Origin of the sequence: Pseudomonas sp. KSR10, from assembly GCF_022355455.1 — a bacterium.
Classification (GTDB): Bacteria; Pseudomonadota; Gammaproteobacteria; order Pseudomonadales; family Pseudomonadaceae; genus Stutzerimonas; species Stutzerimonas stutzeri_E.
In genome coordinates, this window is record NZ_JAKOEN010000023.1 from 307792 (window position 1) to 332888 (window position 25097).

Annotated in this window: 23 protein-coding genes; 12 read left to right on the top strand and 11 right to left on the bottom strand. The window is 59.7% G+C overall.

The annotated features are described in order from the left end of the window. Positions 1–14: 14 nt before the first annotated feature. The 4 genes from MCB86_RS21065 to MCB86_RS21080 form a co-directional block, all read right to left on the bottom strand. Positions 15–956, bottom strand: a complete 942-nt coding sequence (locus MCB86_RS21065; RefSeq protein ID WP_045161562.1) for a triacylglycerol lipase — start codon at positions 954–956, stop codon at positions 15–17. A 305-nt stretch (positions 957–1261) separates the two neighbouring features. Beyond that, entirely contained in the window at positions 1262–1759 is a 498-nt protein-coding gene (gene greB, locus MCB86_RS21070) for a transcription elongation factor GreB (RefSeq protein WP_045161563.1), read from the bottom strand. Between the two features lie 62 nt (positions 1760–1821). Continuing rightward, a complete protein-coding gene (locus tag MCB86_RS21075) occupies positions 1822–4323 on the bottom strand; it encodes an FtsX-like permease family protein (RefSeq protein ID WP_239612079.1) in 2502 nt (833 codons plus the stop codon). Then, a complete protein-coding gene (locus tag MCB86_RS21080) occupies positions 4320–5006 on the bottom strand; it encodes an ATP-binding cassette domain-containing protein (RefSeq protein WP_045161565.1) in 687 nt (228 codons plus the stop codon). The genes MCB86_RS21075 and MCB86_RS21080 overlap by 4 nt, the downstream gene beginning before the upstream one ends. A gap of 10 nt (positions 5007–5016) precedes the next feature. On the opposite strand from MCB86_RS21080, the gene MCB86_RS21085 reads away from it, so the two are divergent. From MCB86_RS21085 to MCB86_RS21095, 3 genes are all read left to right on the top strand, one after another. Further along, the gene (locus MCB86_RS21085; protein ID WP_239612080.1) at positions 5017–5622 is read left to right on the top strand and encodes an arylesterase; all 606 of its coding nucleotides are present in this window, start codon (positions 5017–5019) and stop codon (positions 5620–5622) included. A 44-nt stretch (positions 5623–5666) separates the two neighbouring features. Next, the gene (locus tag MCB86_RS21090; protein ID WP_045161566.1) at positions 5667–5948 is read left to right on the top strand and encodes a hypothetical protein; all 282 of its coding nucleotides are present in this window, start codon (positions 5667–5669) and stop codon (positions 5946–5948) included. A gap of 70 nt (positions 5949–6018) precedes the next feature. Continuing rightward, entirely contained in the window at positions 6019–6981 is a 963-nt protein-coding gene (locus MCB86_RS21095; protein WP_239612081.1) for a L,D-transpeptidase family protein, read from the top strand. A 78-nt stretch (positions 6982–7059) separates the two neighbouring features. Here the strand turns inward: MCB86_RS21095 and MCB86_RS21100 are convergent, their stop codons facing one another. After that, positions 7060–7314, bottom strand: coding sequence for an Lpp/OprI family alanine-zipper lipoprotein (locus tag MCB86_RS21100; protein WP_025241419.1), 255 nt, complete (start codon positions 7312–7314; stop codon positions 7060–7062). Between the two features lie 415 nt (positions 7315–7729). On the opposite strand from MCB86_RS21100, the gene MCB86_RS21105 reads away from it, so the two are divergent. Continuing rightward, positions 7730–8020: a GNAT family N-acetyltransferase gene (locus tag MCB86_RS21105; protein ID WP_045161569.1), complete on the top strand. Its 291-nt coding sequence runs from the start codon at positions 7730–7732 to the stop codon at positions 8018–8020. Positions 8021–8069: 49 nt separating this feature from the next. On the opposite strand, the gene MCB86_RS21110 is transcribed toward MCB86_RS21105, so the two are convergent. Further along, the gene (locus tag MCB86_RS21110; RefSeq protein ID WP_239612082.1) at positions 8070–9146 is read right to left on the bottom strand and encodes a 3-deoxy-7-phosphoheptulonate synthase; all 1077 of its coding nucleotides are present in this window, start codon (positions 9144–9146) and stop codon (positions 8070–8072) included. 274 nt (positions 9147–9420) lie between these two features. On the opposite strand from MCB86_RS21110, the gene MCB86_RS21115 reads away from it, so the two are divergent. Both MCB86_RS21115 and cysB read left to right on the top strand, forming a co-directional pair. Then, complete coding sequence (locus MCB86_RS21115; RefSeq protein ID WP_045161573.1) at positions 9421–10374, top strand: putative 2-dehydropantoate 2-reductase; 954 nt, start codon at positions 9421–9423, stop codon at positions 10372–10374. A gap of 315 nt (positions 10375–10689) precedes the next feature. Continuing rightward, positions 10690–11664, top strand: coding sequence for an HTH-type transcriptional regulator CysB (gene cysB, locus MCB86_RS21120; protein ID WP_045161574.1), 975 nt, complete (start codon positions 10690–10692; stop codon positions 11662–11664). A 136-nt stretch (positions 11665–11800) separates the two neighbouring features. Here cysB and MCB86_RS21125 read toward each other — a convergent pair whose 3' ends face one another. Then, positions 11801–12535, bottom strand: coding sequence for a phosphoadenylyl-sulfate reductase (locus MCB86_RS21125; protein ID WP_045161575.1), 735 nt, complete (start codon positions 12533–12535; stop codon positions 11801–11803). A 183-nt stretch (positions 12536–12718) separates the two neighbouring features. On the opposite strand from MCB86_RS21125, the gene thrH reads away from it, so the two are divergent. Then, positions 12719–13336 carry a bifunctional phosphoserine phosphatase/homoserine phosphotransferase ThrH gene (gene thrH, locus MCB86_RS21130; RefSeq protein ID WP_045161576.1) on the top strand — a complete coding sequence of 206 codons (618 nt, stop codon included), beginning with the start codon at positions 12719–12721 and terminating at the stop codon, positions 13334–13336. Between the two features lie 140 nt (positions 13337–13476). Here the strand turns inward: thrH and pabB are convergent, their stop codons facing one another. From pabB to MCB86_RS21150, 4 genes are read right to left on the bottom strand one after another with little or no spacing between them, the layout of a single operon-like run. Further along, complete coding sequence (pabB, locus tag MCB86_RS21135) at positions 13477–14817, bottom strand: aminodeoxychorismate synthase component I (protein WP_239612083.1); 1341 nt, start codon at positions 14815–14817, stop codon at positions 13477–13479. A 48-nt stretch (positions 14818–14865) separates the two neighbouring features. After that, positions 14866–15849: an alpha-L-glutamate ligase-like protein gene (locus MCB86_RS21140; RefSeq protein ID WP_045161578.1), complete on the bottom strand. Its 984-nt coding sequence runs from the start codon at positions 15847–15849 to the stop codon at positions 14866–14868. A gap of 3 nt (positions 15850–15852) precedes the next feature. Continuing rightward, complete coding sequence (locus MCB86_RS21145; protein WP_045161579.1) at positions 15853–17379, bottom strand: inactive transglutaminase family protein; 1527 nt, start codon at positions 17377–17379, stop codon at positions 15853–15855. A gap of 4 nt (positions 17380–17383) precedes the next feature. After that, on the bottom strand, positions 17384–17920 hold the full coding sequence (locus MCB86_RS21150; RefSeq protein ID WP_239612084.1) for an ATP-dependent zinc protease: 537 nt from the start codon (positions 17918–17920) through the stop codon (positions 17384–17386). Positions 17921–18193: 273 nt separating this feature from the next. Between MCB86_RS21150 and MCB86_RS21155 the strand changes: the two genes are divergently transcribed. The 5 genes from MCB86_RS21155 (at position 18194) to prpF (ending at position 24979) form a co-directional block, all read left to right on the top strand. After that, positions 18194–18916, top strand: coding sequence for a GntR family transcriptional regulator (locus MCB86_RS21155; protein ID WP_045161581.1), 723 nt, complete (start codon positions 18194–18196; stop codon positions 18914–18916). Further along, on the top strand, positions 18913–19800 hold the full coding sequence (gene prpB, locus MCB86_RS21160; RefSeq protein ID WP_239612085.1) for a methylisocitrate lyase: 888 nt from the start codon (positions 18913–18915) through the stop codon (positions 19798–19800). The genes MCB86_RS21155 and prpB overlap by 4 nt, the downstream gene beginning before the upstream one ends. Before the next feature lie 93 nt (positions 19801–19893). Continuing rightward, the gene (gene prpC / locus MCB86_RS21165; RefSeq protein WP_239612086.1) at positions 19894–21021 is read left to right on the top strand and encodes a 2-methylcitrate synthase; all 1128 of its coding nucleotides are present in this window, start codon (positions 19894–19896) and stop codon (positions 21019–21021) included. Between the two features lie 74 nt (positions 21022–21095). Next, on the top strand, positions 21096–23693 hold the full coding sequence (acnD, locus tag MCB86_RS21170; RefSeq protein ID WP_239612087.1) for a Fe/S-dependent 2-methylisocitrate dehydratase AcnD: 2598 nt from the start codon (positions 21096–21098) through the stop codon (positions 23691–23693). Between the two features lie 98 nt (positions 23694–23791). Continuing rightward, complete coding sequence (prpF, locus tag MCB86_RS21175; RefSeq protein ID WP_239612088.1) at positions 23792–24979, top strand: 2-methylaconitate cis-trans isomerase PrpF; 1188 nt, start codon at positions 23792–23794, stop codon at positions 24977–24979. The last annotated feature ends 118 nt before the right edge of the window (positions 24980–25097 follow it).

Genomic DNA, 25097 nt, shown 5'->3' on the forward strand with positions numbered 1-25097 from the left:
GGCCCCGGCGAGTCTCAAAGGCCTGCGTTCTTCAGGCGGTTGGCATGCTGGCGGTAGACAGTCAACGGATCGGTTTCGAACAAGCTGGTCAGTCCGAGCACCTGATTGACCTCATCCAGGTGATTCATCCGGTAGTTGTCGCGGATAACCATGCCGAGGTGTGAGCTGCAGCGTCCAACCAGCCCGTCATTCGCTTCACCGAAGGCGAGCGAGCCAGCGCCCAGCATGGCGTCACTGACATCCAGTGGGTTGGTGAGCGGGCTGGTACCGCTCCAGGAGTAGTAGCTAACGCCGCCTACCTTGTATGCGCCTTCGCCGCATTTAGAGGTCGGAATTCCCTGTGGGTATTTGGCATTGAATCGCGCGGCGCCTTCACTGTTGAGCGACTCGAGTGACCCGAGCGAGTTTTGAGGCGCGGTGCTCGGGCTGCCGGAGAGAAAATGGATCAACGCGCCCATGCCATTGACCAAGCCGGCAATGATGGCCTCGCCGCCGGATCCCTCGGGAACCTTGCGAAGCAGATCCGCGACGTCCGAGCCCTTGTGCGGGGCGCCGACGCTGGTGACCGAGGCAACCAGATCGGGGCGCACGGCGGCGACGTAGCGTACGGTCGGGCCACCATGACTGTGGCCGATCAAGTTCACCTTCGATTTTCCGCTGATCGCAACGATTTCCTCGACCTGATCCAACAATTCTTCACCACGCAGCTCCGAGGTGTTGAGCTGGCTGACTTCGGTCACGTAGACCTGCGCGCCGTCACGCTGCAGCGCGCGTGGGATGCCGTACCAGTAGTCGAGGCCGAGCAGGCTGTCGAAGCCAAGCATGCCGTGGGTTAGAACGATCGGGTAACGCGTTTGGGTGTATCCGCTCGAGCCGAACAGGCCGGCATGTACCTGGTTTGTGACGGCCAAGGCGGTACCGAGGCACAGAGCGATCAAGGTCTTCTTGTTGTTCATGAATGCACTCATCAGTGGGTGAATCGGGCATGGCGATCCCTCGCTGTTCACCGCGCGTTGCGCGTACTGCCGCCTGACAAACGCAGCAATCGTGCCAGTCCTATAACAGGCGGCGGGGATCGGCTCTGGCACCGTTCGTCCAGACTGATGGGTGGCCATGGCTGCCAGCGCCGTATCGCCTTGCCTGTTACCAGGCGGAACGCTCTGATGGGTAGGAAAGTTATATTCGCTTGATCTAGACCCGATCGCCGAAGTTTGCGTAATATCGCGACTTATTAGTCATATTGGAACTCGCTGGTCACTGCTCACTGGTAATCGATAGCGACGATGTACCAAAGCTTGGCGCCGGTGGGTGTCTGAACGTGCACCTCGGCATCTAGTGGCTTGCCGATCAGGGCTCTGGCCAGTGGCGAATCGATGCTGATCAGCCCCTGCCGAAGGTCCAGTTCATCGGGGCCGACGATGCGATAGCGGGCCTGTTCGCCGTTCTCGTCTTCAACCGTCACCCAAGCGCCGAAGTAGACTTTGCCCGGATCACTCGGTTTCTCACTGACGACCTTGAGCTTCTCCAGACGCTTGGTAAGAAAGCGCACTCGACTGTCTATTTCCCGCAGCATCTTCTTGCCGTAGGTGTATTCGGCGTTTTCCGAACGGTCGCCTTGCGCGGCCGCTTCGCTGACCGACTGGGTGACCTGCGGGCGCCTGACGTGCCAAAGCTCATGGAGTTCGGCGCGCAGCCGCGCTTCGCCCTCGGGAGTAATCAGAGGCGTACCGGCAGGGCGGGGAGGGCGATAGCGGCTCATGATGGCTCCGGGTCAGGCTGGAAAGTCGCACATTCTAAAAGGACTCACTGCTGTCCGCTGGCTCAGTTGTCTCGGAGCACATCGAGCGGACTGGCATTGAGCGCTCGGCGAGTGCCGATCACGCCGGCCGTACCGACTAGCAGCGCGCCGATCAGCGGCAGCAATAGCAGCCAGGGATGCGGATGCCAGCGTAGATCGAACACGAAGTGATAGAGCAGTGCGCTGACCAGCTCGCAGCCAAGGGCCGCGAGCAACCCGCTGGCAGCGCCGAGCACGCCGAACTCGGCACGTCTGGCTTTGAGCAACAGGCTGCGCTCGGCGCCCAATGCCCGCAGCAGGGCTCCCTGACGTATACGCTCGTCGAGCGTTGCCTGAAGCCCGGCGAGCAATACGGCCAAGCCTGCTGCCAGAACGAACATCAACACGTATTCCACTGCCAACGAGACCTGCGCAAGGATGCTGCGCAGCTGGCTGAGCAAGGCCTCGACCTGCAGTATCGTGGCGGAGGGAAAGTCGCGGGCCAATTGAACCAGTTCGCGGTCCTTGCCGCTGGGCAGATGGAAGCTGGTCATGAAGGTGGCCGGCATGTCTCGCAGCGTGTTGGGTTCGAAGATCATGTAGAAGTTCGGTTGGAAACTGTCCCAGTTCACTTCGCGCAGGCTTGTCACCGTGACGTCGCGGGTCAGTCCGCCGACCGTGAAGCTGAGCCGATCGCCCAGCCCGATCTGAAGACTCTCGGCCAGCTCGGCTTCCACTGATACGCCGGGTAGATCGCCGCGCTCGCCCTCCCACCAGTGGCCGGCGGTCAGCTGGTTATCGGAAGGCAGGTCGCGTGCCCAGGTCAGGCTCAGGTCCCGGCGAATCGCCCGCTCACCCTGGCTGTCTTTGCTAACCAACTGGCGCACCGGCTCCCCATTGATAGCCACTAGCCGGCCCGGAACCACGGGATATAGCGGCGCAGCGTGATCCGACAGCGCATCGATGCGCTCGGCGAACGCATCGCGATCCGTCGGCAGAATATTCAGTACGAAATGGTTAGGGGCGTCGTCCGGAAGCTGGTTCTGCCAGGTATCGAGAAGTTCGCCGCGCAACAGGGCGATCAACGCCATGGCAAGCAGTATCAGGCCAAAGGCCAAGGCTTGACCGGCTGCCGCCAACGGGTGACGGAGCAGCTGTCCGAGGCCAAGGCGCCATATCAGCGACGCGCCCGACAGTGAGCGCCGTAGTCCCTGCAGTGCCAGTAGCAGCAGTCCGCCAAGCAGGACGGTCGCTAGCAAGCCGCCGCCCAACAGGGCCAGGGTGATTTTCAAATCCAGGCTCAGGCGCCACATAATCAGGCCTAGGGCGATCACTGCTGCGCCGTACACCAGCCAGGAGCTCGGCGGGACGGGGAGGATGTCGCGGCGTAGCACCCGGAGCGGCGGCACACGCCCCAATGCTGCCAGTGGCGGTAAGGCGAAACCGGCCAGTGCGACCAGCCCCGTGGCGATGCCTGCCAGCGCGGGCCAAAGGGTGGCGGGCGGTACTTCGCTGACCACCAGCTCGCGCAGCAGGAAAAACAACCCATGCTGTGCGGTCCAGCCCAGCAAGGCGCCTGCCGCGCTGGCGGCCACGCCTAGATAGCCGAGCTGCAGCGTATAGAGCATCAGCGCCTCACGTCGTGACAGCCCCAAGCAGCGCAGCAGGGCGCTGGCATCGAAGCGGCGAGCGGCGAAACGTGCTGCCGAGAGCGCCACAGCGACACCCGCCAGTAATACAGCCGCTAGGCTGGCCAGGTTCAGGTAGCGCTCGGCGCGCCCCAATGCGCCGCCAATCTGACGATTACCATCCTTGGCCGTCTCGATACGTTGATGCGGCTGCAACTCCGGTTTGACGGCCTCTTCGTATGCACGCAACTGCTCCGCCGGGCCACGCCAGAGCTCGCGGTAGCGCACGCGGCTACCCGGCTGCACGACGCCGGTGGCTTCGAGGTCGTCGAGATGCATCAATACATGTGGCGTCAGGCTGTAAAAATCGCCGACCCTATCGGGTTCGTAGGTCAGAACACGCGTCAGTTTGAGCTGTTTGTTGCCAACTTCGATGTGGTCGCCGATCTGCAGGTCGAGTGCGGCGAACAGGCGTGCTTCGGCCCAGGCTTCGCCGGGCTGAGGGCCTGGCCCGGGTTGTTCCGGTTGATAGGGCGCGGCTGCGCTGCGCAGTTCTCCGCGCAGCGGATAGCGGTCGTCGGCTGCCTTGACGCTGGTCAGCTGCAGATTGTCATCGGTGGCGACGACGCTGGAGAATTCCACCACCCGAGCATGGTCGAGCTGAAGCCGAATGCCTGCTTCGATCTGTTCGGGCTCAGCGGGCGCGCTGCCGCGCAACACGAGATCGGCTCCGAGGAATTCAGTGGCGCGCAGCAGCATGGCATCGTTCAGGCGGGCGCCGAAATAGCCGATGGCGGTGCTTGCCGCGACGGCAATCAGCAGCGCGAGGAACAGCACACGCAGCTCGCCGGCGCGTGCATCCCGCAATAGCTGGCGCAGTGCGAGAGCAGCCAGTCGGCTGGCAGGCACGCGCTTCATCGAGTTTGCTCGTCGCGAAGCTGGCGCCCACCTTCCAGTCGCAGCAGGTGTTGGCAGCGCTTTGCCAGGCGCTCGTCATGGGTAACCAGCACGAGGGTAGTGCCGCGCTCACGGTTCAACTCGAACAGCAATTCGGTGATATTTGCCCCCGTGTGGCTATCGAGATTGCCGGTTGGCTCGTCGGCGAACAGCACCTCGGGCTCGGCGGCGAATGCGCGAGCAACCGCCACGCGCTGTTGCTCGCCGCCGGATAGTTGCCTGGGATAATGATGCAAACGAGCGTCCAGGCCGACGCGCCCGAGCAGTTCGGTGGCTTTCGCCTGCGCATCGCGGCGGCCATGCAGCTCGAGAGGCAGCATGACGTTCTCCAAGGCATTGAGGCTGTCGAGCAGCTGGAACGATTGAAAAACGAAGCCGACATGCTCGGCGCGCACCCGGGCACGCTGATCTTCGTCCAACTCGCCGAGCAGATGGCCGGCTAGGTGCACTTCACCCGAACTGGGCAGATCCAGTCCGGCCAGCAGGCCGAGCAGGGTTGACTTGCCGGATCCAGAAGTCCCGATGATCGCCAGACTTTCCCCCTTGCTCAGGCTCAGGGACACATCGTCGAGTATCGCCAGCTCGCCTTCCGCGCTGGGTACCGCTTTGCTAAGGTTCCGGGCAGAGAGAATGCTGGCGCTCATGGAGATTCCGATGCGAAATTGGCTGAAAAGTGGGGTGCTGGTACTGCTGTGCTGGACCCAAGGTGCCTGGGCGGGAACGGTATTGGTGGTCGGGGATAGTATCAGCGCCGCTTTCGGGCTGGAAACCAGCCAAGGGTGGGTACAGCTGCTTCAGCAACGCCTTGATACACAAGGGCAGGATCATCGGGTAGTGAACGCCTCGATCAGTGGCGACACCAGCGCCGGCGGGCTGGCTAGATTGCCCGCTCTGCTCGAAGAGCATAAACCCGAAGTGGTGATTCTGGAGCTTGGCGGCAACGATGGATTGCGCGGCCAGTCGCCTACCCAATTGAAGCAGAACCTTGCCGCCATGGTTGAGCGGTCGCGTCAGGCGGACGCCAAAGTGCTGCTGCTTGGCATGCGTTTGCCCCCCAATCTGGGGCAGCGGTACACAACGGCATTTGCCCAAGCGTTCGACTCGCTTGCCAAGGAGCAGTCGCTGCCTTACGTCCCGTTTTTTCTCGAAGGCGTCGGCGGGGTCGAAGGCATGATGCAGGCCGACCGCATCCATCCGGCAGCCGGCGCGCAGCGACGACTGTTGGATAACATCTGGCCGGTGCTCGAACCCTTGCTTTGAGGCGTGCGCGCGGCTACTGTCGCGCCCCTCGATCGGAGCCTTCAATGCCACGCCCAGCCTGGACCCTATTTGCCTATCGCCTCATCGTGCCGGACGAGCAGTTCGACCTGTTCGCTTGTCGCGAGAATCGTCTGCATCTGGCGCTGCGGCAACTGGAATTGAACGGACGGGTCGATCGCACGCTCTGCGGCGGGTTCCTACCGGCTCGACCGCACTGGCAGGATCTGGAGCGAGCGATGCTCAAGGATCGCCGGCTCTGCCCGGCCTGCCGCGATACGCTCAGTGCACAGCGCAAGGGCCTTCCGTCTGCCGCGAGTATCTGGTAGCTCGGCGGCCGCTGTCGCTTCGAGTACAATCGCCAGCAACACGCCCACTTAATTACCAAGGAAATCCTGAATGCTCTCGCGTGCGTCTGCAGTCGCCTCCTGTGTGTCATTCGCTGCTTTGCTGTTGGCCGGCCAGTCCGCTGCGCTCGAGTTGCCGCTACCTCCGGAAGGCGAGGACGTGGTTGGGCAGATCCAGGTGATCAAGGCCAAATACGAAGACACGTTCGCGGCGCTGGGCGAGACGCATGATCTGGGCTATCTGGAGCTCGTAGCGGCTAACCCAGGGGTGGATCCCTGGTTGCCTGGTGAAGGTACCGACATCATTCTGCCGACTCGCTACATCCTTCCGCCCGGGCCGCGCGAGGGGATTGTCATCAACCTGGCGGAATACCGCTTGTATTACTATCCGGAAGGCGAAAACGTGGTGCATACCTTCCCCCTTGGAATCGGGCGTGAGGGGTGGGGTTCACCTGTCGGCAAAACTCATATCTCGGCGATGACGAACAATCCGGCTTGGTATCCGCCGCAGTCGATTCGGGACGAGCACGCGGCCGATGGCGATCCTCTGCCCAAGGTCGTGCCGCCAGGCCCGGATAACCCGCTTGGTCCGTACAAGCTGAACCTGGCATTGCCGGGCTACCTCATCCACGGCTCGAATAAGAAGTTCGGCATTGGCATGCGCGTCAGTCACGGTTGTTTCCGCATGCTGAACCACAACGTGCTGGAGCTGGCCGGATTGGTCAAGGTCGGAACGCCGGTGAGGATTATCGACGAGCCCTACAAGTTTGGCGTAAGCGAGGGCAAGATCTACCTGGAGGCGCATACGCCTCTGCAGGATGAGGACAAGCATATGACGCTTATGGACAAGCATGCGGTGGTAGTTAACACGCTGTTGAAACGTGACGAAGCGGCCGGTGTGCTGCAGTTGGATTGGGAAATGGTGCGCGAAATCATCGCTGGCGAAGACGGTCTGCCGATCCAGATCGCCGAACAGGGGCAAGCTCTGGCCAACCACGAAGAGTCGGTTTTCTGAAGATTTGACGAGCCGATTATCTGGCGCCCACAAAAAAGCCGACCTGTTTGCAGGTCGGCTTTTTTTATCGCCTGAAGCTTACTTGCGGCTGGCGCGTTCCAGCATACGCAGTGCACGCTCGTTGGCTTCGTCAGCAGTCTGCTGAGCCTTCTGAGCAGCTTGCATAGCCTCGTCGGCCTTGCTGTACGCTTCGTCGGCACGAGCCTGAGCACGGGCAGCGGCGTCTTCGGTCGCGGTCAGACGGGCTTCGCTTTCCTTGGTCATGCTGTTGCTGCAACCAGTAGCCAGAACTGCGGCGAAAGCCAGAGCAGAAAATTTCAGAACGTTGTTCATCGTGTTCCCCTTAAGGATGAAATCCATGGCAACTTCCGTTATGGAAAGTTGGCGCGCACATACTACCGATAAGTTGCGCTAAGTAAACTGAGGCAAGCAGTCGTTACCACAATTTTTCTGCAAGCTCATCTTTTTCACGGCATCCGCAGGCCCGTTGATTGAAAAACAATCAGAGCCGGCCGCTGCACTCGTTACATGGACCGGTCGGGACGTTGAAAAGTTGCACTCGCCGAGCAATTCGGCGAGTGAGCGTTATATCGCTCAGCGCAGCCATGAAGCACTGCCAACTTATCAATTGAAGCCAAGTCTTACATGGCGGTAGCATGCGTCATCCAGCTAACAACAAGAATGGGGAATGTGCGGCCTCGCACACAGCTCCAAGTCGATAGGCAGGCAAGCCTGCAGAGGAGGCGAGATGACCGAGAAGCTAACCATCCATCATGATCGAACGGGTCGCCAGTTCGAGACGACCGTGGATGGCTATCGCGCCTATCTTGCTTATGTCGATTTAGGTAAACAGACGCTGGATATCTACCGGACCTTCGTGCCAGATGCGCTTCGTGGTCGCGGCGTTGCGGCTGTATTGGCTCAGCATGCGCTCGATTACGCGGCGCGCGAGGGCTACACCGTGATTCCGTCCTGTTCGTATGTGGAGTGGTACATAGAGCGGCAGGGCAGTTCGACGAACAGTATCGACAGCGAATAAAAAAACGCCGGCAAGCGGCGTTTCTTTTGCTACAAGTCGCCGTGAGCCGTTAGCCGCGAGCGCGCTTCGGCAGTACATTCTTCAGTTTCGTATGCATGCCGAGGATAGCCTTTTCGGTAGCGTCCCAGTCGATACAGGCATCGGTAATGGACACACCATATTTCAGGTCAGCCAGATCCTTGGGAATTGGCTGACTGCCCCAGCCGAGGTGACTTTCCACCATCAACCCGACGATCGAGTTGTTGCCCTCGAGGATCTGGTTAGCCACGTTGTCCATGACTAGCGGTTGTAATGCCGGATCCTTGTTGGAGTTCGCGTGGCTGCAATCGACCATGATGTTAGGGGTGATGCCAGCCTTTTTCAGTTCCTGTTCGCACACGGCCACGCTGACCGAATCGTAGTTGGGCTTGCCGTTGCCGCCGCGCAACACGACGTGACCGTAGGCATTGCCCTTGGTGGTGACGATGGAGACCCCGCCGGACTGATTGATGCCAAGGAAACGATGCGGGCTGGATACCGATTGCAGCGCATTGATCGCGACGGTCAGGCTGCCATCGGTGCCATTTTTGAAACCCACCGCCGAGGACAGGCCTGAGGCCATCTCACGGTGTGTCTGGGACTCAGTAGTGCGCGCACCGATGGCCGACCAGCTGATCAGGTCCTGTAGGTACTGCGGAGAGATTGGGTCCAGTGCTTCGGTGGCGGTGGGCAGACCCATTTCGGCGAGATCGAGCAGCAACTGGCGGCCGATGTGCAGGCCATCCTGGATCTTGAACGAGTCGTCCATATAGGGGTCGTTGATCAGGCCTTTCCAACCTACGGTGGTGCGAGGTTTCTCGAAGTACACCCGCATGACCAGAAAAAGGCTGTCGGACACCTTGTCGGCCAGCACCTTGAGGCGTTCGGCATATTCATGCGCGGCCTTGAGATCATGAATCGAGCAGGGGCCTATCACCACGAACAGGCGATGATCCTTGCCGTCGAGAATGTTGCGTACCACCTGGCGTCCTTCGGAGACGGTCTTCAGCGCGGAAGCGGTCAGCGGTATTTCACGCTTCAACTGCTCCGGCGTGATAAGTGTCTCGTTGGAGGAAACGTTAAGGTCATCGATCGGTAAATCAGCCATCGTGTTCTCATCAGTCACGGATGCCGTCCGCCAGCCAATCCCGATGCGGCGGAGCAGGGCTTTAGGGCGCAGCGGGGAAGCGGAACCTTATCGCGTATTGAGGCGCTCCGACAATGACCTTGAAGTCGGACTGCCGCCTGGGTCCGCCCTATACCGGCATGCGACCGAAGGGCTACCGTGAGTGACGGCTGGGCGCTGCCCCGGGACGCTGCTAAGGTTGCGATTTCAAGCGCGCCATTGTTGGCGTCGTACTGACCTGTAGCTGGAGTTCTGCATGACCGCACCTCATCCCCGAATTGGAATTATTGGCACTGGCGCCATCGGTGGTTTCTATGGACTGATGCTCGCCCGGGCCGGCTACGACGTGCACTTTCTGCTGCGCAGCGAATACGAGGCGGTCAGGCAGAACGGGTTGCACGTGAACAGCGCGGTACAGGGTTCGTTGCATCTGGATGAGGTACAGGCCTATCGGCGGGCCGCGGACATGCCCAAATGCGACTGGCTGTTAGTGGGGGCGAAAAGCACCAGCAATCCGGAACTGGCCCCGCTGATCGTGGAGGCTGCTGGGCAAGATGCCAAGGTCGTGGTGTTGCAGAATGGCCTGGGAATCGAGGACGACCTGCGTGTGTTGCTACCGAGCAATATTCATCTGCTTGGCGGTCTTTGTTTCATCTGCGCGCACCGTTCGGCGCTGGGCGTCGTCGAGCATCAGGCGCTCGGTGGGGTCAATCTCGGCTACCACTCAGGTTCGGCAGCAACGCCAGAGCAACAGCAGGCCTTGGTCGAAGAGGGTGTATCGATGTTTCGCGCGGCGGGTGTCGATTCCAATGCGGCCGCCAACCTCGCTCAGGCGCGCTGGCAGAAGCTGGTGTGGAACATGCCATACAACGGCCTTTCGGTCCTGCTGGATGCCGGCACGGCGCCTTTGATGGCCAACCCTGACAGTCGGGCACTGGTCAGGTCGATCATGCTGGAAGCCTGTGGAGCGGCGAGCGCCTGTGGCTATCCACTACCTGAGGCACTGGTGGACCGGATGATGACAGCCACCGACCACATGCCCAACTATCTACCGAGCATGTACCACGACCATGCGCATGGGCGCCCGATGGAGCTTGAAGCGATCTACGCCGCTCCGCTTGCCGCGGCCGCACAGGTCGGTTTTGGGATGCCCAAGACCGAGGCGCTGCTTCAGGCCCTGCGTTTCATTTCCATGCGCGCAGACCGCTAGGTCAATCACCTCGGAGGCAGCTGCCGGGCGGGCGTTCGAGTCGGTAGAGGTTTCTTTTGGGGCTGCTAAGCTCAAACGAGGCCGCGAGAATTCTAAGTGCCTGTTTGACGTTCAGGATGCGATCGGCCTGGCATATCAGACGGATAGTCCCAGGATATGCTCGCTGTTCTAGTTCGTACTATGAGAGGCGGCGATTGCGACCCGAATCGCTGGGAGGCGGTACATATGGAAATGACCTAGAATTCCGACGTTCTGGTGCGCAAAGTTATAAAAAAATGGTGACGTTCAGGCGTCATTGGCCTTTGAGGGATCTCTATGAAGCTTCAGCAACTGCGTTACATCTGGGAGGTGGCGCATCATGACCTCAATGTCTCGGCAACCGCGCAGAGCCTGTTCACGTCTCAACCCGGCATCAGCAAACAGATCCGCTTGCTCGAAGACGAGCTAGGGGTGGAAGTCTTTGCCCGGAGCGGCAAGCACTTGACCCGAGTTACCCCCGCTGGCGAACGCATCATTACGACCGCTGGCGAAATTCTTCGCAAGTGCGAAAGCATCAAACAGATCGCCCAGGAATTCTCCAACGAAAAACGCGGTACCTTGAGTATCGCGACCACTCATACTCAGGCCCGCTATGCCTTGCCGCAGGTGATCAGCGCCTTCATCAAGCAGTACCCGGATGTCTCCCTGCACATGCACCAGGGTACGCCCATGCAGATCGCCGAGATGGCAGCCGACGGCACTGTGGATTTCGCCATCGCCACCGAGGGGCTGGAGCTGTTCGGTGATCTGGTCATGATGCCGTGCTATCGGTGGAATCGTTGTGTGGTCGTGCCGCAGGGGCATCCGCTGGCGAAAGTGGAAAAGCTCACCCTGGAAGCCTTGGCGGAACATCCGATCGTGACCTATGTGTTCGGCTTTACCGGACGCTCCAAGCTGGATGAGGCATTCAGTCACAGAGGCTTATCGCCGAAGGTGGTGTTCACGGCGGCAGACGCCGACGTCATCAAAACCTATGTGCGCCTTGGGTTGGGGGTCGGAATCGTCGCGCGAATGGCGGTCGATGCCAAGCTCGACCCGGATCTGGTGGTGCTCGATGCCAGCGAGCTGTTCGAGTCCAGCGTGACCAAGATCGGATTCCGTCGCGGCACTTTTCTGCGCGGCTTCATGTGCGATTTCATCGAAACCTTCGCCCCGCATCTCGATCGGGAAATACTCGAAAGAGCTGTTCAGTGCCGGAACAAGGTCGAGCTGGACGAGTTGTTCAGCGATGTCGATCTGCCGACTTTTTGATAGCGGGTCAATCGCCACTCAATACGAATCGAAGCCAGCTTCGCTGAGGCGACGCTGGGGTTTGGATGATTCGGTTATGAGCTGACGTCAAGCGGCGACTCATCGCGCAAGCACACTCGAAGTGTGAAAAACACCGTCAGCTTCGGGCGATAAGATTACCGGCGTGCAGGCCGCATTCCTTCTGGGTGGACTCCTCCCACCACCAACGACCCTCACGCTCATGCTGGTTTGGCAGAACCGGGCGTGTGCATGGTTCGCAGCCGATGCTGATGAACCCGCGCTCGTGCAGGCTGTTGTAAGGCAACTCGAGCATGCGGATATAAGCCCAGACTTCCTCACTGGTCATCTGCGCCAATGGGTTGAATTTATACAAGGTGTGCTCTGGCGTTGAAAAAGCGCTGTCGATCTCCAGCACCGATACTTGGCTACGCGTGCCGGGGCTCTGATCACGGCGCTGGCCGGTGGCCCAGGCTCGGACCCCGGTAAGCTTGCGTCGAAGCGGCTCTATCTTACGGATGCCGCAGCATTCGCCATGACCGTCGCGGTAGAAACTGAACAACCCTTTCTCATTGACCATCGGCTGCAACAGGGCAGGGTCCGGCGTCATGATGTCGATAGCGATGTCGTAATGCTCGCGAACCTGTTCGATGAAACGATAGGTCTCGCTGTGCAGACGACCGGTGTCGAGGCTGAACACCTTGACGTTCTTGTTCAGCTTCCAGGCCATGTCCACCAGCACGACATCTTCAGCGCCACTGAACGAGATCCAGAGATCGTCGCCGAACAGGTCGAAGGCGAGCTTGAGAATGTCTTGGGGTGATTTACTGGCATAGGCAGATGCCAGCTCGGCTACATCAATTGTTTGGCTCATCAGGCGGCTTCCTTGGTTGGCGCTTGGCGCTCTGCTGGCCGCGGATGTTAGCAAATTGTTTTTATGACTCTAAATAACGTTTGGGGTGGCCATGCCTAACTTTAACGAATAAGCCATCGCGTTGCGCCACCTGATCCTTACCGTTAGAGTGCCGCTTCAATTTTCTGCTTTGAGGAGTGATTCGTGGAAATAGCCTGTCTCGACCTGGAAGGTGTCCTGGTTCCGGAAATCTGGATCGCCTTTGCCGAGGCCACCGGAATCGAATCGCTCCGGGCAACCACACGGGACATTCCTGACTATGACGTACTGATGAAGCAGCGCCTGCGCATCCTCGACGAGCATGGCCTGAAGTTGTCGGATATCCAAGCGGTCATCGCGACCCTGAAGCCGCTCGACGGCGCTGTTGAGTTCGTCGCCTGGTTGCGTGAGCGTTTCCAGGTAGTGATCCTGTCGGATACCTTCTACGAGTTTTCGCAGCCGCTGATGCGTCAGTTAGGTTTCCCCACGCTGCTTTGCCATCGACTGATCACCGACGAGTCGGGGCGTGTCGTTAACTACGAGCTGCGCCAGAAGGATCCCAAGCGCCAGTCGGTGATCGCTCTGAAGAGCCTGTACTACCGCGTTATCGCCGCTGGTGATTCGTACAATGACACCACCATGCTCGCCGAGGCGCATGCCGGCATCCTCTTCCATGCGCCCGATAACGTCATTCGCGAATTTCCGCAGTTCCCGGCCGTTCACACCTTCGACGCGCTGAAGCAGGAGTTCCTCAAGGCGTCCAATCGCACGCTCGAACTCTAACCGACCAAGATTCAGCGTTGTATTCGTCGGGTGGAGTCACGTCTCACCGATCCACCTTGACGGCCGTGCGGAGGCGCTGGCGGACAACAACATGCCCATCAGTCAGAGGCAGGCGCGAGTCACGCGCCTGCAATCGCCGGCTATAGCCCTTCCAGCGTCTCCATCAGCACCCTCACCTTATCGAAGGTTTCCTGATACTCGGCTCGCCAGTCAGAATCCGCCACGATCCCGCCGCCGCCCCAGCAGATCGCCTGATCGTTTTGAATCAGCAGTGTGCGGATGGCGATGGAGCTGTCCATCTCGCCTCGTACATCCAGATAGAGCAATGAGCCGCAGTAGATCGAGCGCCGCGTGGGCTCCAGCTCGTCGATCACTTGCATCGCACGGATCTTCGGCGCGCCGGTTATCGAACCTCCGGGGAAGCTGCCGGCCAGCAGGTCCAGAGCGTCCTTGTTGCTGGCCAGGGTACCGCTGACACTGCTCACCAGATGGTGCACGTTCGGATAGCTTTCCAGCGAGAACAGCTCTGGCACCGTCACGCTGCCGATTTCGCAGCTTCGCCCCAGGTCGTTTCGCAGCAGGTCAACGATCATCAGGTTTTCGGCGCGATCCTTTTCGCTGTTCAGCAGCGCCTGGGCCTCTGCCCGGTCAGCATCGGGGGCATCTCGACGAGGACGCGTGCCTTTGATCGGTCGGGTGTCGACGATTCCGTTGGAGAGCCGCAGGAAGCGTTCGGGAGACAGGCTGACGATGGCGCCGCGCTCCACGGTCATGAAGCCTGAATAAGGCGTCGGACAGGCGGTGCGCAGGGCCTGGTACGCCTGCCATGGGTCGCCTGTGCACGGCGCACGGAAGCGTTGCGCGAAATTCACTTGATAGCAATCGCCGGCCTGGATGTATTGCTGGATGCGCTCGATTGCTTGCTGGTACTCGGAGCGCTCCAGGTCGGCGGTGAACGGCGAATCAAGGCTGAACGCCGATTGCTCTGACTGCCATCTCGACTCGAACAGCTTGATCAGACGATCCCGCTCTTCATCGGCGAGCTTCGGATGGAAAATCAGCTGGGCCGTTTGGTTGTGGTGGTCATTTATCAATGCCCAGGCGTATAGACCGAACCGGGCGGGCGGCAATCGCAGATCCGCCACCGCAGCGGTCGGGAGCCTTTCGAGCCGCGCACCGAAGTCGTAGCCGAGAAACCCCAGCAGGCCACCGGCGAAAGGCAGCTCCAGTCCCGCTGGAGGCTCTGCCTTGCCGAATGTTCGCAAGGCGTCTCGAAGACGCGCAAAGAAGGCGCTGCCAGTCTCTCCTGGATTTGGTTCCAGTATCTCTCTCGGCCACGCGCTCAGTAGGTCGTACCGCCCGCGCTCTGCGGTCGGGCGTCCGGAGTCCAGCAGCACCGCGCCGGGCGCATGGCGAACGCGCTCGAACCAGAAGGTGGGGTCGGGGCGATAGGGCAGGGTATGTACGGTGCAGAGCGGCATGCGAGAGTGTCGATCCAGGAGTGGCCCGGATGTGGCCGGGCCTGGGATTCACGCGTGGGGCGGTATATGACCGAAGAGATGCTGCGCGAACCGCACCCGCTCTTCAGGCGTTTCTTGGATACCCTTCTGCTTGAGCTCTTCGATCCGGTCTTCCACAGCATGCGTACGCAGGGTCAGGCCGCAGTCGTTGGCGATCTGGATGTTCAAGCCGGGGCGAGCGTTGAGCTCCAGGATTAGTGGTCCCTTGTCCTGATCCAGCACCATGTCCACGCCGATATATCCCAGTCCGCAGAGCTCGTAGCAGCCCGCAGCAAGCTTCATGAAACCGTCCCAGTTGGGCAGCTGCACACCGTCCACCGCGTTGGTGGTGTCAGGATGCTTGGTGATCTTGTTATTCAGCCAGGTGCCGCGCAGCGTAATACCTGTCGCCAGGTCAACGCCGACGCCGATTGCACCCTGATGGAGATTGGCCTTACCGCCAGACTGCCGCGTCGGTAGGCGCAGCATGGCCATCACCGGGTAGCCCATGAGTACGATGATGCGGATATCCGGAACGCCTTCGTAGCTGATGCTCTTGAAGATCGGGTCCGGCGTGACGCGGTATTCGATCAGGGCGCGATCGCGATGGCCGCCGAGCGAGTAGAGGCCGGTGAGGATATTGGAGATCTGATGCTCGATTTCATCGTGCGTCATGATCTTGCCCGATACCGTTCGGTAACGACCTTCGAAACGATCAGCGATTACCAGAATGCCGTCGCCGCCAGCCCCTTGCGCCGGTTTGACTACAAAATCGTCATGGTCTTTGACGATGTCCTTGAGTTTGTCGATGTCTTTTTCGGTCTCGATGATGCCGTACATCTCCGGGACGTCGATGCCGGCTTCGATTGCCCTTTCCTTGGTGATGATCTTGTCATCGACGATCGGGTACAGGTTGCGCTTGTTGTACTTGAGCACGTAGTCCGCGTTGCGGCGATTGATACCCATGATGCCTTTGGCTTCGAGGGCCTTCCACGTTTTGATCAGACCGAACATGGCTCAATCCTTCAAAAAGGCTTTGAATCGAAACAGCTCGGTCAGGCGGTAGCCACGGTAGCGACCCATCGCCAACATGAACCCGACCATGATCAGCAGTACGGCTGGGAAGGTGAACATGAAGTAGGTCAGCTCCGGTACGCTCATCAGGAGGTGCGCCAGGGTTGCCGCAATCAGTGTCCCGACGGCGACCTTGAAGGCATGGCCCGCGCCGCGTTCTTCCCATGTAATGGATAGCCGCTCGATGGTCATGGTGAGGATCACCATCGGGAACAGCGCGACCGACAGTCCACGTTCCAGACCCAGCTTGTGGCTGAGCAAGCTGATCACGGCGATCAGTACGACGACGAAGGTCAGGACCACGGAAAGTCTAGGAAGCATCTGCAATTTCAGATGCTCCAGATAGGAACGAAGCGAGAGCCCCAGCGCGGTAATCACGGTAAACAGGATGATCCCGAATCCGAGCTGCGTCTCACGGAAGGCAAGGGCGATCAGAACCGGTGTAAAAGTACCCAGCGTCTGCAGGCCGCCGAGGTTTCGCAGAATCAAAATCACCAGCACGCCGATCGGAATCATGATCATGATCTGGTACGTCTGCTGAGTTTGCAGCGGCAGGCCGTACAGCGAGTACTCGAGGAAGTCCGCGTCGGTGTTCTCGTCGGTCAGCTTGGCCAGGCGGATGGCATTCATTTCGCTGCTGTTGAGCGTAAATGTCACCTGCGGGTTCCGGCCACCCTCCAGATTGATGAGCGGCTCGTCACCGGTCCACCAGACCAAACGATCTTTCGGCAGGCCCTGCTCACCGGTTTCGGGATTGAAGTACAGCCATTTATCACCATTGAAGCTGCGCAGCCACAACTCCGGCGTCTGCGCCATGTCGGGCGACAGCCGTATGGTGTGTACGCGCTCCATGGGGACGTGTGCGATTGATAGCAGCAACTCGATCACGCGCGCCTTGTTCGCCGTCGCGGAGTCACCGCCGAGCAGCAGCTTGACGTTATCGTCGTTTTCGTTATTGACGCGCTTGATGGCTTCGCTGATGAAGGTCTCGACATCGGCCGAGTGCTGACGAATCGGTGAGAGCAATGCTTCGGCGGCAATCTTCTCAGCTCCTTCGACCGGAATACTGTCACGGAAGATCGGGCCGTTGGCCTTGGTTTGTTCACCGCTATAGCGTCGAGTCAGAACCAGGCGATAGTAGAGCGTCTGATTGCCACTGACGCGGCGCGCCGACCAGGTGACGCGGCGGTTGCCATCGGCACGGTTGATGCTCACACCATAGTTATTGGAAATGAAGCTTTCGTTGAGGCTGACAAACTCCTGATTCAGCGGCGGCACATACATCTGCAGCTTTACCGGATCGCGCGGATTGGCCTGGAACTCAACTTTGGCATCGATATTCCACAGGTCGTCCGTTTCATCCTCGGTAATAGGAATGCCGAGAATGAAGATCTGGTACGCGGTGATCGCGATGCCCAGCGTGACGAGTATAAAAATCAGGACTTTCAGATGCAGGGTAAGGGCGCGCATGGAATTACTCGTCAGCGTCGGATTCGGTAATGCAGCCGGGCTTGCCAGCGGCGTACTTAAGGCTTGGGTCGACCAGGGCTTCGAAGCGAGCAAGCGCATCGGAACCTATTAAAAGTGGGTATTGGAATGCACTTCGGTCCGTGAGGTTCACTTCAATGCTGCGTTTAGCCTGGCCCATACACAAGTTGAGCTCTACGACGGGGCGCGGGGTGTAGGTTTTTTCTTCTTCCGGGTCGAAGTCACCGGCGCGCCGCTTGATCTTGCTAATGCGCTGCAGGGGCAGCTCGATCGGACGGTTGTGGGCCTCGTCAATGGCGAGATAGAAGCGGACCCAGCTTTTCCCGTTGCGCTTGAAGCGCTCGATGTCGCGTGCGCTGAGCGAGGCGGTCTGTGCGCCTGTGTCGAGTTTCGCCGGCACTTCGAGACCGAAATCGGGTAGTGCTACATGTTCGTTGAGACCGTAGACAGCTTTTTCTTCAGCCTGGACGAGAAACGGAGAAGCCAATAGGCAGAGCAACAGGAGACGGGATTTGGTGCTCATAGATCCAGAATTAGTCGAGTCGGAGAGGGCAGTCGGAACGACGATCCCATGGATGTGGCATGGCGAGGCGAACGCCAGCGCGGCATATAGCGGCGCATTCTAGCATGGGCATTTATTGGTGCGACTAGCCTTGCTCCCTCGATGCTTATTTTCAAAGCGTTGCGCTAGAGAGATTGCGACTTCGAAAGGTGTCGACAATCTACCTTGGTCTCATTTGACTGGGCGCCTTTTCAGGCATAGATTTGTCTTTAAATCAGCTTAGGTGTCAACAATATGCTCGATGCGTTGGAAATCGCTCGCCCTGATCAGGTCGACAGCGGAACCCTTTCCGAGCACGTTTTTCGACTGATCCAGGCGGCTATCGTAAAAGGTGAGATTGCCCCGGGCAGCAAGATCTCAGAACCCGAATTAGCACGCACATACGGCATTAGCCGGGGGCCGTTGCGTGAGGCGATACATCGTCTGGAAGGGCAAAAGCTGCTAGTTCGCGTGCCGCACGTAGGGGCTCGTGTCGTTTCGCTCAGCCATGAGGAGCTGATCGAGCTCTATGAGATTCGCGAGTCGCTGGAGGGCATGGCTTGCCGACTGGCCGCGCAACGTATGAGTGAGACCGAAATAGGTGAGTTGCGTCGCGTGCTGGAGACCCATGAACGGGACGAGGCGTTCAAGGCGGGCGTCGGTTACTACCAGCAGGAGGGCGACTTCGATTTCCATTATCGAATCATCCAGGGCAGCGGCAACCGTACGCTGACCCAGATGCTCTGTGGCGAGCTGTATCAGCTGGTTCGGATGTACCGCATCCAGTTTTCCGCGACCCCGAACCGCCCGCATCAGGCATTCGCCGAACACCATCGAATTCTCGACGCCATTGCCGACCGCGATGGCGAATTGGCCGAGTTGTTGATGCGTCGGCATATCGGCGCGTCCAAGCGCAATATCGAGCGCCACTATCAGGCTGCTCAGCAACCGACACCACAGACAAGAGGTGAGGCATGACACTTCCTACTCCCGGCCAGCGTTTTCGTGACGCGGTGGCCAGTGAACACCCCCTGCAGGTGGTTGGCGCGATCAATGCCAATCATGCGCTACTGGCCAAGCGTGCCGGTTTCAAGGCGATCTACCTGTCGGGTGGTGGCGTCGCAGCCGGATCGCTTGGCCTGCCCGATCTCGGTATCAGCGGGCTGGACGACGTGCTGACCGACGTACGCCGGATTACCGACGTCTGCGATCTGCCGCTGTTGGTTGATATCGATACCGGCTTCGGCTCCTCGGCCTTCAATGTGGCACGTACCGTCAAGTCGATGATCAAGTTTGGCGCTGCGGCGATTCATATCGAGGACCAGGTGGGCGCCAAGCGCTGCGGCCATCGCCCCAATAAGGAGATCGTCTCGCAGCAGGAAATGGTCGATCGGATCAAGGCGGCAGTCGATGCGCGTACCGACGACAGCTTTGTGATCATGGCGCGTACCGATGCGCTTGCGGTCGAGGGGCTCGAATCTGCACTGGAGCGCGCCCAGGCCTGCGTCGAGGCCGGAGCGGATATGGTTTTCCCTGAAGCGATCACCGAACTGTCGATGTACAAGCTGTTCGCCGAAAAGGTCGGTGCGCCGATCCTGGCCAACATCACCGAATTCGGCTCGACACCGCTGTACACGACCGAAGAGCTTGCTGGTGCCGATGTCTCTCTGGTGCTCTACCCGTTATCCGCGTTCCGCGCCATGAACAAGGCGGCCGAGAACGTCTACACCGCCATTCGCCGCGACGGTACGCAGAAGAACGTCATCGACACCATGCAGACCCGCATGGAGCTGTACGAGCGCATCAACTATCACGCCTTCGAGCAAAGCCTCGACGCGCTGTTTGCCCAGAAAAAAGGCTGAGGCCTGATCGGGGCAAGCGATTCAGAGATCGTCCGAACGCTGATGATTGAGCAATTTGCAGTATCCAGAACAAGTTCAATTAAGGAGAAAGCAATGGCTGAAGCAAAAGTATTGAGTGGCGCTGGCCTGCGAGGCCAGGTTGCCGGCCAGACTGCGTTGTGCACGGTCGGCAAGACCGGCGCGGGCCTGACCTATCGGGGGTACGACGTGCGGGATCTGGCGGCACAGGCCGAATTCGAGGAGGTCGCTTACCTGCTGTTCTATGGTGAGCTGCCAACTGTCCAGCAACTTGCCGATTACAAGACACGCCTGAAGGGCATGCGTGATCTTCCAGCTGCGCTTAAAGAAGTGCTGGAGCGAATCCCTGCCGATGCGCATCCCATGGACGTGATGCGCACCGGCGCTTCGGTGCTGGGCACCCTGGAGCCGGAGCACTCGTTCGAGCAGCAGCGCGATATCGCCGAGCGTCTGATGGCCGCTTTCCCCGCGATCATGTGCTACTGGTACCGCTTCACTCATGAACAACAGCGGATCGAATGCGCCAGCGACGAAGACACGCTGGGCGGCCATTTCCTCGCGCTACTGCACGGCAACAAGCCAAGCGAGCTGCACGTCAAGGTCATGAACGTCTCGCTGATCCTCTACGCCGAGCATGAGTTCAACGCGTCGACCTTCACCGCGCGCGTCTGCGCCTCGACCTTGTCGGACATGTACTCCTGCGTCACTGGCGCCATCGGCTCGCTGCGCGGTCCGTTGCATGGCGGTGCCAACGAGGCGGCCATGGACTTGATCCAACAATGGAAGTCGCCGGAAGAAGCGGTGCAGGGCATCCTCGGCATGCTCGAGCGCAAGGACAAGATCATGGGCTTCGGCCACGCGATCTATAAAGAATCCGATCCGCGCAACGAAGTCATCAAGATCTGGGCGAAGAAACTGGCCGATGAGGTAGGCGATACCGTCTTGTTTCCGGTGTCGGTTGCAGTCGACGAGACCATGTGGGCGCAGAAGAAACTGTTCCCCAATGCCGACTTCTACCATGCCTCCGCGTATCACTTCATGGGAATCCCGACCAAGTTGTTCACGCCGATCTTCGTCTGCTCGCGGGTCACCGGCTGGGCGTCCCACGTCATCGAACAACGGGCCAACAATCGCATCATCCGGCCAAGCGCCGAGTATGTCGGTCCGGAACAACGCAAGGTCGTTCCGATCGCTGAGCGCTGATCGAGACAGGAGAGACCGCGTTGTGGTCTCTCCAACCCGCTTTTGCGAACATCCCACTGGATTGAGTCATAGGCATGAATACAGAACACCGCAAACCACTGCCCGGCACGTTGCTGGACTACTTCGATACACGCGCCGCGGTCGAAGCCATCCAGCCCGGGGCCTACGACAAACTCCCCTATACTTCGCGCGTGCTGGCCGAACAGCTGGTGCGGCGTTGCGATCCGGCCCTCTTGGCCGATTCGCTGAGACAGATCATAGAGCGACGCCGTGACCTGGATTTCCCCTGGTATCCGGCGCGCGTGGTCTGTCATGACATCCTCGGCCAGACCGCGCTGGTGGATCTGGCCGGCCTGCGCGATGCGATTGCCGAGCAGGGCGGTGACCCGGCCAAGGTCAATCCTGTGGTGCCGACCCAGCTGATCGTCGATCATTCTCTTGCCGTCGAATATGCTGGCTTCGACCCTGACGCATTTGAGAAGAACCGTGCCGTCGAAGAGCGTCGCAACGAGGATCGCTTTCACTTCATCGAGTGGACCAAGACGGCATTCAAGAATGTCGATGTGATCCCGGCTGGCAACGGGATCATGCACCAGATCAATTTGGAGAAGATGTCACCGGTGATTCAGGCCCGTGGCGGCATTGCCTTCCCGGATACCTGCGTTGGTACCGACAGCCACACCCCGCACGTCGACGCGCTCGGTGTAATCGCCGTCGGTGTCGGTGGGTTGGAAGCCGAGACCGTGATGCTCGGCCGCGCATCGATGATGCGACTGCCGGATATTATCGGCGTTCGCCTGACGGGCAAGCGTCAGCCCGGTATTACCGCGACTGACATTGTCCTGGCATTGACCGAGTTCCTGCGCAAGGAACGTGTGGTTGGTGCGTATGTGGAGTTCTTCGGTGACGGCGCGGCCAGCCTGACCATCGGGGACCGCGCAACGATCTCCAACATGTGCCCGGAATACGGTGCCACGGCTTCAATGTTCTATATCGACCAGCAAACCATCGACTATCTGAAGTTGACGGGTCGTGAACCGGAACAGGTGGCGCTGGTGGAAAACTACGCAAAGACTACCGGCCTGTGGGCTGATGCTCTGGTCGATGCCGAATATGAGCGGGTGTTGGAGTTCGACCTGTCGAGCGTCGAACGCACCATGGCCGGCCCGTCCAACCCCCATCGTCGCCTACCAACGTCCGCGTTGCATGAGCGCGGCATCGCTGGGGATCTCGACAAGGCGCAAGCCGAAGAGCGTGAAGGACTGATGCCGGACGGCGCGGTGATCATCGCCGCCATCACCAGCTGCACCAATACATCGAACCCGCGCAACGTAGTCGCCGCTGGCCTGCTGGCAAAGAAGGCCAACGAGCTGGGTTTGGTGCGCAAGCCCTGGGTCAAGACTTCATTCGCGCCTGGCTCAAAGGTCGCCAAGCTATATCTGGAGGACGCTGGCCTTCTGACTGAACTGGAAAAACTCGGTTTCGGCATCGTGGCCTACGCCTGTACCACCTGTAATGGCATGTCCGGTGCGCTGGATCCTAAGATCCAGCAGGAAATCATCGACCGTGACCTGTACGCCACGGCAGTGCTCTCGGGTAACCGCAACTTCGATGGTCGCATTCACCCATACGCCAAGCAGGCGTTCCTGGCGTCACCGCCGTTAGTGGTTGCCTATGCCATCGCCGGTACCGTGCGTTTCGATATCGAGAAGGATGTACTCGGTCATGACCAACTGGGCAATCCGGTTACGCTCAAGGATCTTTGGCCGAGTGATGAAGAGATCGACCGCATTGTTGCTGCGTCGGTCAAGCCGGAGCAGTTCAAGCAGATCTATATCCCGATGTTCGATCTGGGTACGGTGGTAGAGGCGGAAAGCCCGCTGTACGACTGGCGTCCGACGTCGACCTACATCCGCCGTCCGCCTTACTGGGAAGGCGCTCTCGCAGGTGAGCGCTCGCTCAAGGGTATGCGCCCGCTGGCGGTGCTGCCGGACAACATCACCACCGATCACCTGTCGCCATCCAACGCGATCCTGCTCGACAGTGCTGCCGGCGAATACCTGGCCAAGATGGGCTTGCCGGAAGAGGACTTCAATTCTTACGCCACGCACCGCGGCGATCACCTGACCGCCCAGCGTGCGACATTCGCTAACCCGCAATTGGTCAACGAGATGGCGGTTGTCGACGGGCAGGTTAAGAAAGGTTCGCTGACGCGCGTCGAGCCGGACGGTAAGGTGATGCGCATGTGGGAAGCCATCGAAACCTACATGAACCGCAAGCAGCCGCTGATCATCATCGCTGGCGCCGATTACGGGCAGGGCTCATCCCGCGATTGGGCGGCGAAAGGCGTTCGGTTGGCGGGTGTGGAGGCGATCGTAGCGGAAGGCTTCGAGCGGATCCATCGAACCAATTTGGTTGGCATGGGCGTGCTGCCGCTCGAATTCAAGCCGGGCACCACGCGCCTGACGCTGGGCATCGATGGTAGCGAAACCTATGACGTGATCGGTGAGCGCACGCCGCATGCCACGCTGACGTTGGTGATCACCCGCAAGAGTGGCGAACGTGTCGAGGTGCCAGTCACGTGTCGCCTCGATACGGCGGAAGAGGTATCGATCTATGACGCCGGCGGTGTGCTGCAGCGCTTCGCGAAGGATTTCCTCAACCAATCCTGAGTGCGCGCGAGGCTTCGCTGCTGCGCACAAGCAGCAGCGTTGCGCCCTGAGAGTCCGAATCCGTTCTATGGCCAGTTTATTTAATAAGGCAGATTTCCATGGTATACGCACCGCAACTGAGAATTCCGGCCACCTATATGCGCGGGGGCACCAGCAAGGGTGTGTTTTTCCGCCTCAAGGATCTGCCGCTCGCGGCGCAGGTTCCGGGCGCGGCGCGGGACAAGCTGTTCATGCGTGTCGTCGGCAGCCCCGACCCTTATGGCAAGCACACCGATGGTATGGGCGGCGCGACGTCCAGCACCAGTAAATGCGTCATCCTGTCCAAGAGCACCCGCCCTGAACATGACGTCGACTACCTTTATGGGCAGGTCTCGATCGACAGCGCCTTTGTCGACTGGAGCGGCAACTGCGGCAATCTTTCAACGGCTGCTGGCGCGTTTGCACTGCATGCCGGACTGCTCGACCCGGAACGCATTCCGCAGAACGGCGTCTGCAGCGTGCGCATCTGGCAGGCCAATATCGGCAAGACCATCATCGCGCATGTGCCGGTGACCAACGGCGAGGTTCAGGAAACCGGTGATTTCGAATTGGATGGGGTGACCTTTCCTTCGGCGGAGATCGTGCTGGAGTTCCTGGATCCCGCCGACGAGGGCGAGGCTGGTGGTTCGATGTTTCCCACCGGAAACCTGGTCGACTCGCTTGAGGTACCAGGCGTCGGCGCGCTGAAAGTGACCATGATCAACGCCGGTATCCCGACCATTTTCATCAACGCTGAGGATGTAGGGCTCACCGGTAGCGAGCTGCAGGATGCGGTCAACGGAGATCCGAAAATACTGGCCATGTTCGAGTTGATTCGTGCTCACGGTGCGCTGCGCATGGGTCTGATCAAGACGATCGCCGATGCCGTGAAGCGGCAGCATACGCCCAAGGTTGCCTTCGTTGCCAAGCCGCGGGACTACACCTCATCCAGCGGCAAAGCCGTTAGCGCTTCAGATGTCGACCTGCTGGTGCGCGCCCTCTCGATGGGCAAGTTGCATCACGCGATGATGGGAACCGCGGCGGTTGCCATCGGTACGGCCGCCTCGATTCCAGGCACGCTGGTCAATCTGGCCGCCGGGGGAGGCGATCGCTCGGAAGTCGTGTTCGGGCACCCGTCCGGTACGTTGAGGGTGGGTGCTGAGGCCCGCGAGGTCAACGGCGAGTGGACGGTGCTTAAGGCAAGCATGAGCCGCAGCGCACGAATACTGATGGAAGGTTGGGTGAGGGTACCAAGCGATGGCCTCTGATCACGGGCACCGAGCTTTGCATGGATCAAGGGCTTGCGGTCAGCCGTACGTTGGTTGACCGCCCGAAGACAGAACGGCATAGACGCAGAAAGTCCGCACTAAGCGGACTTTTTGTTGT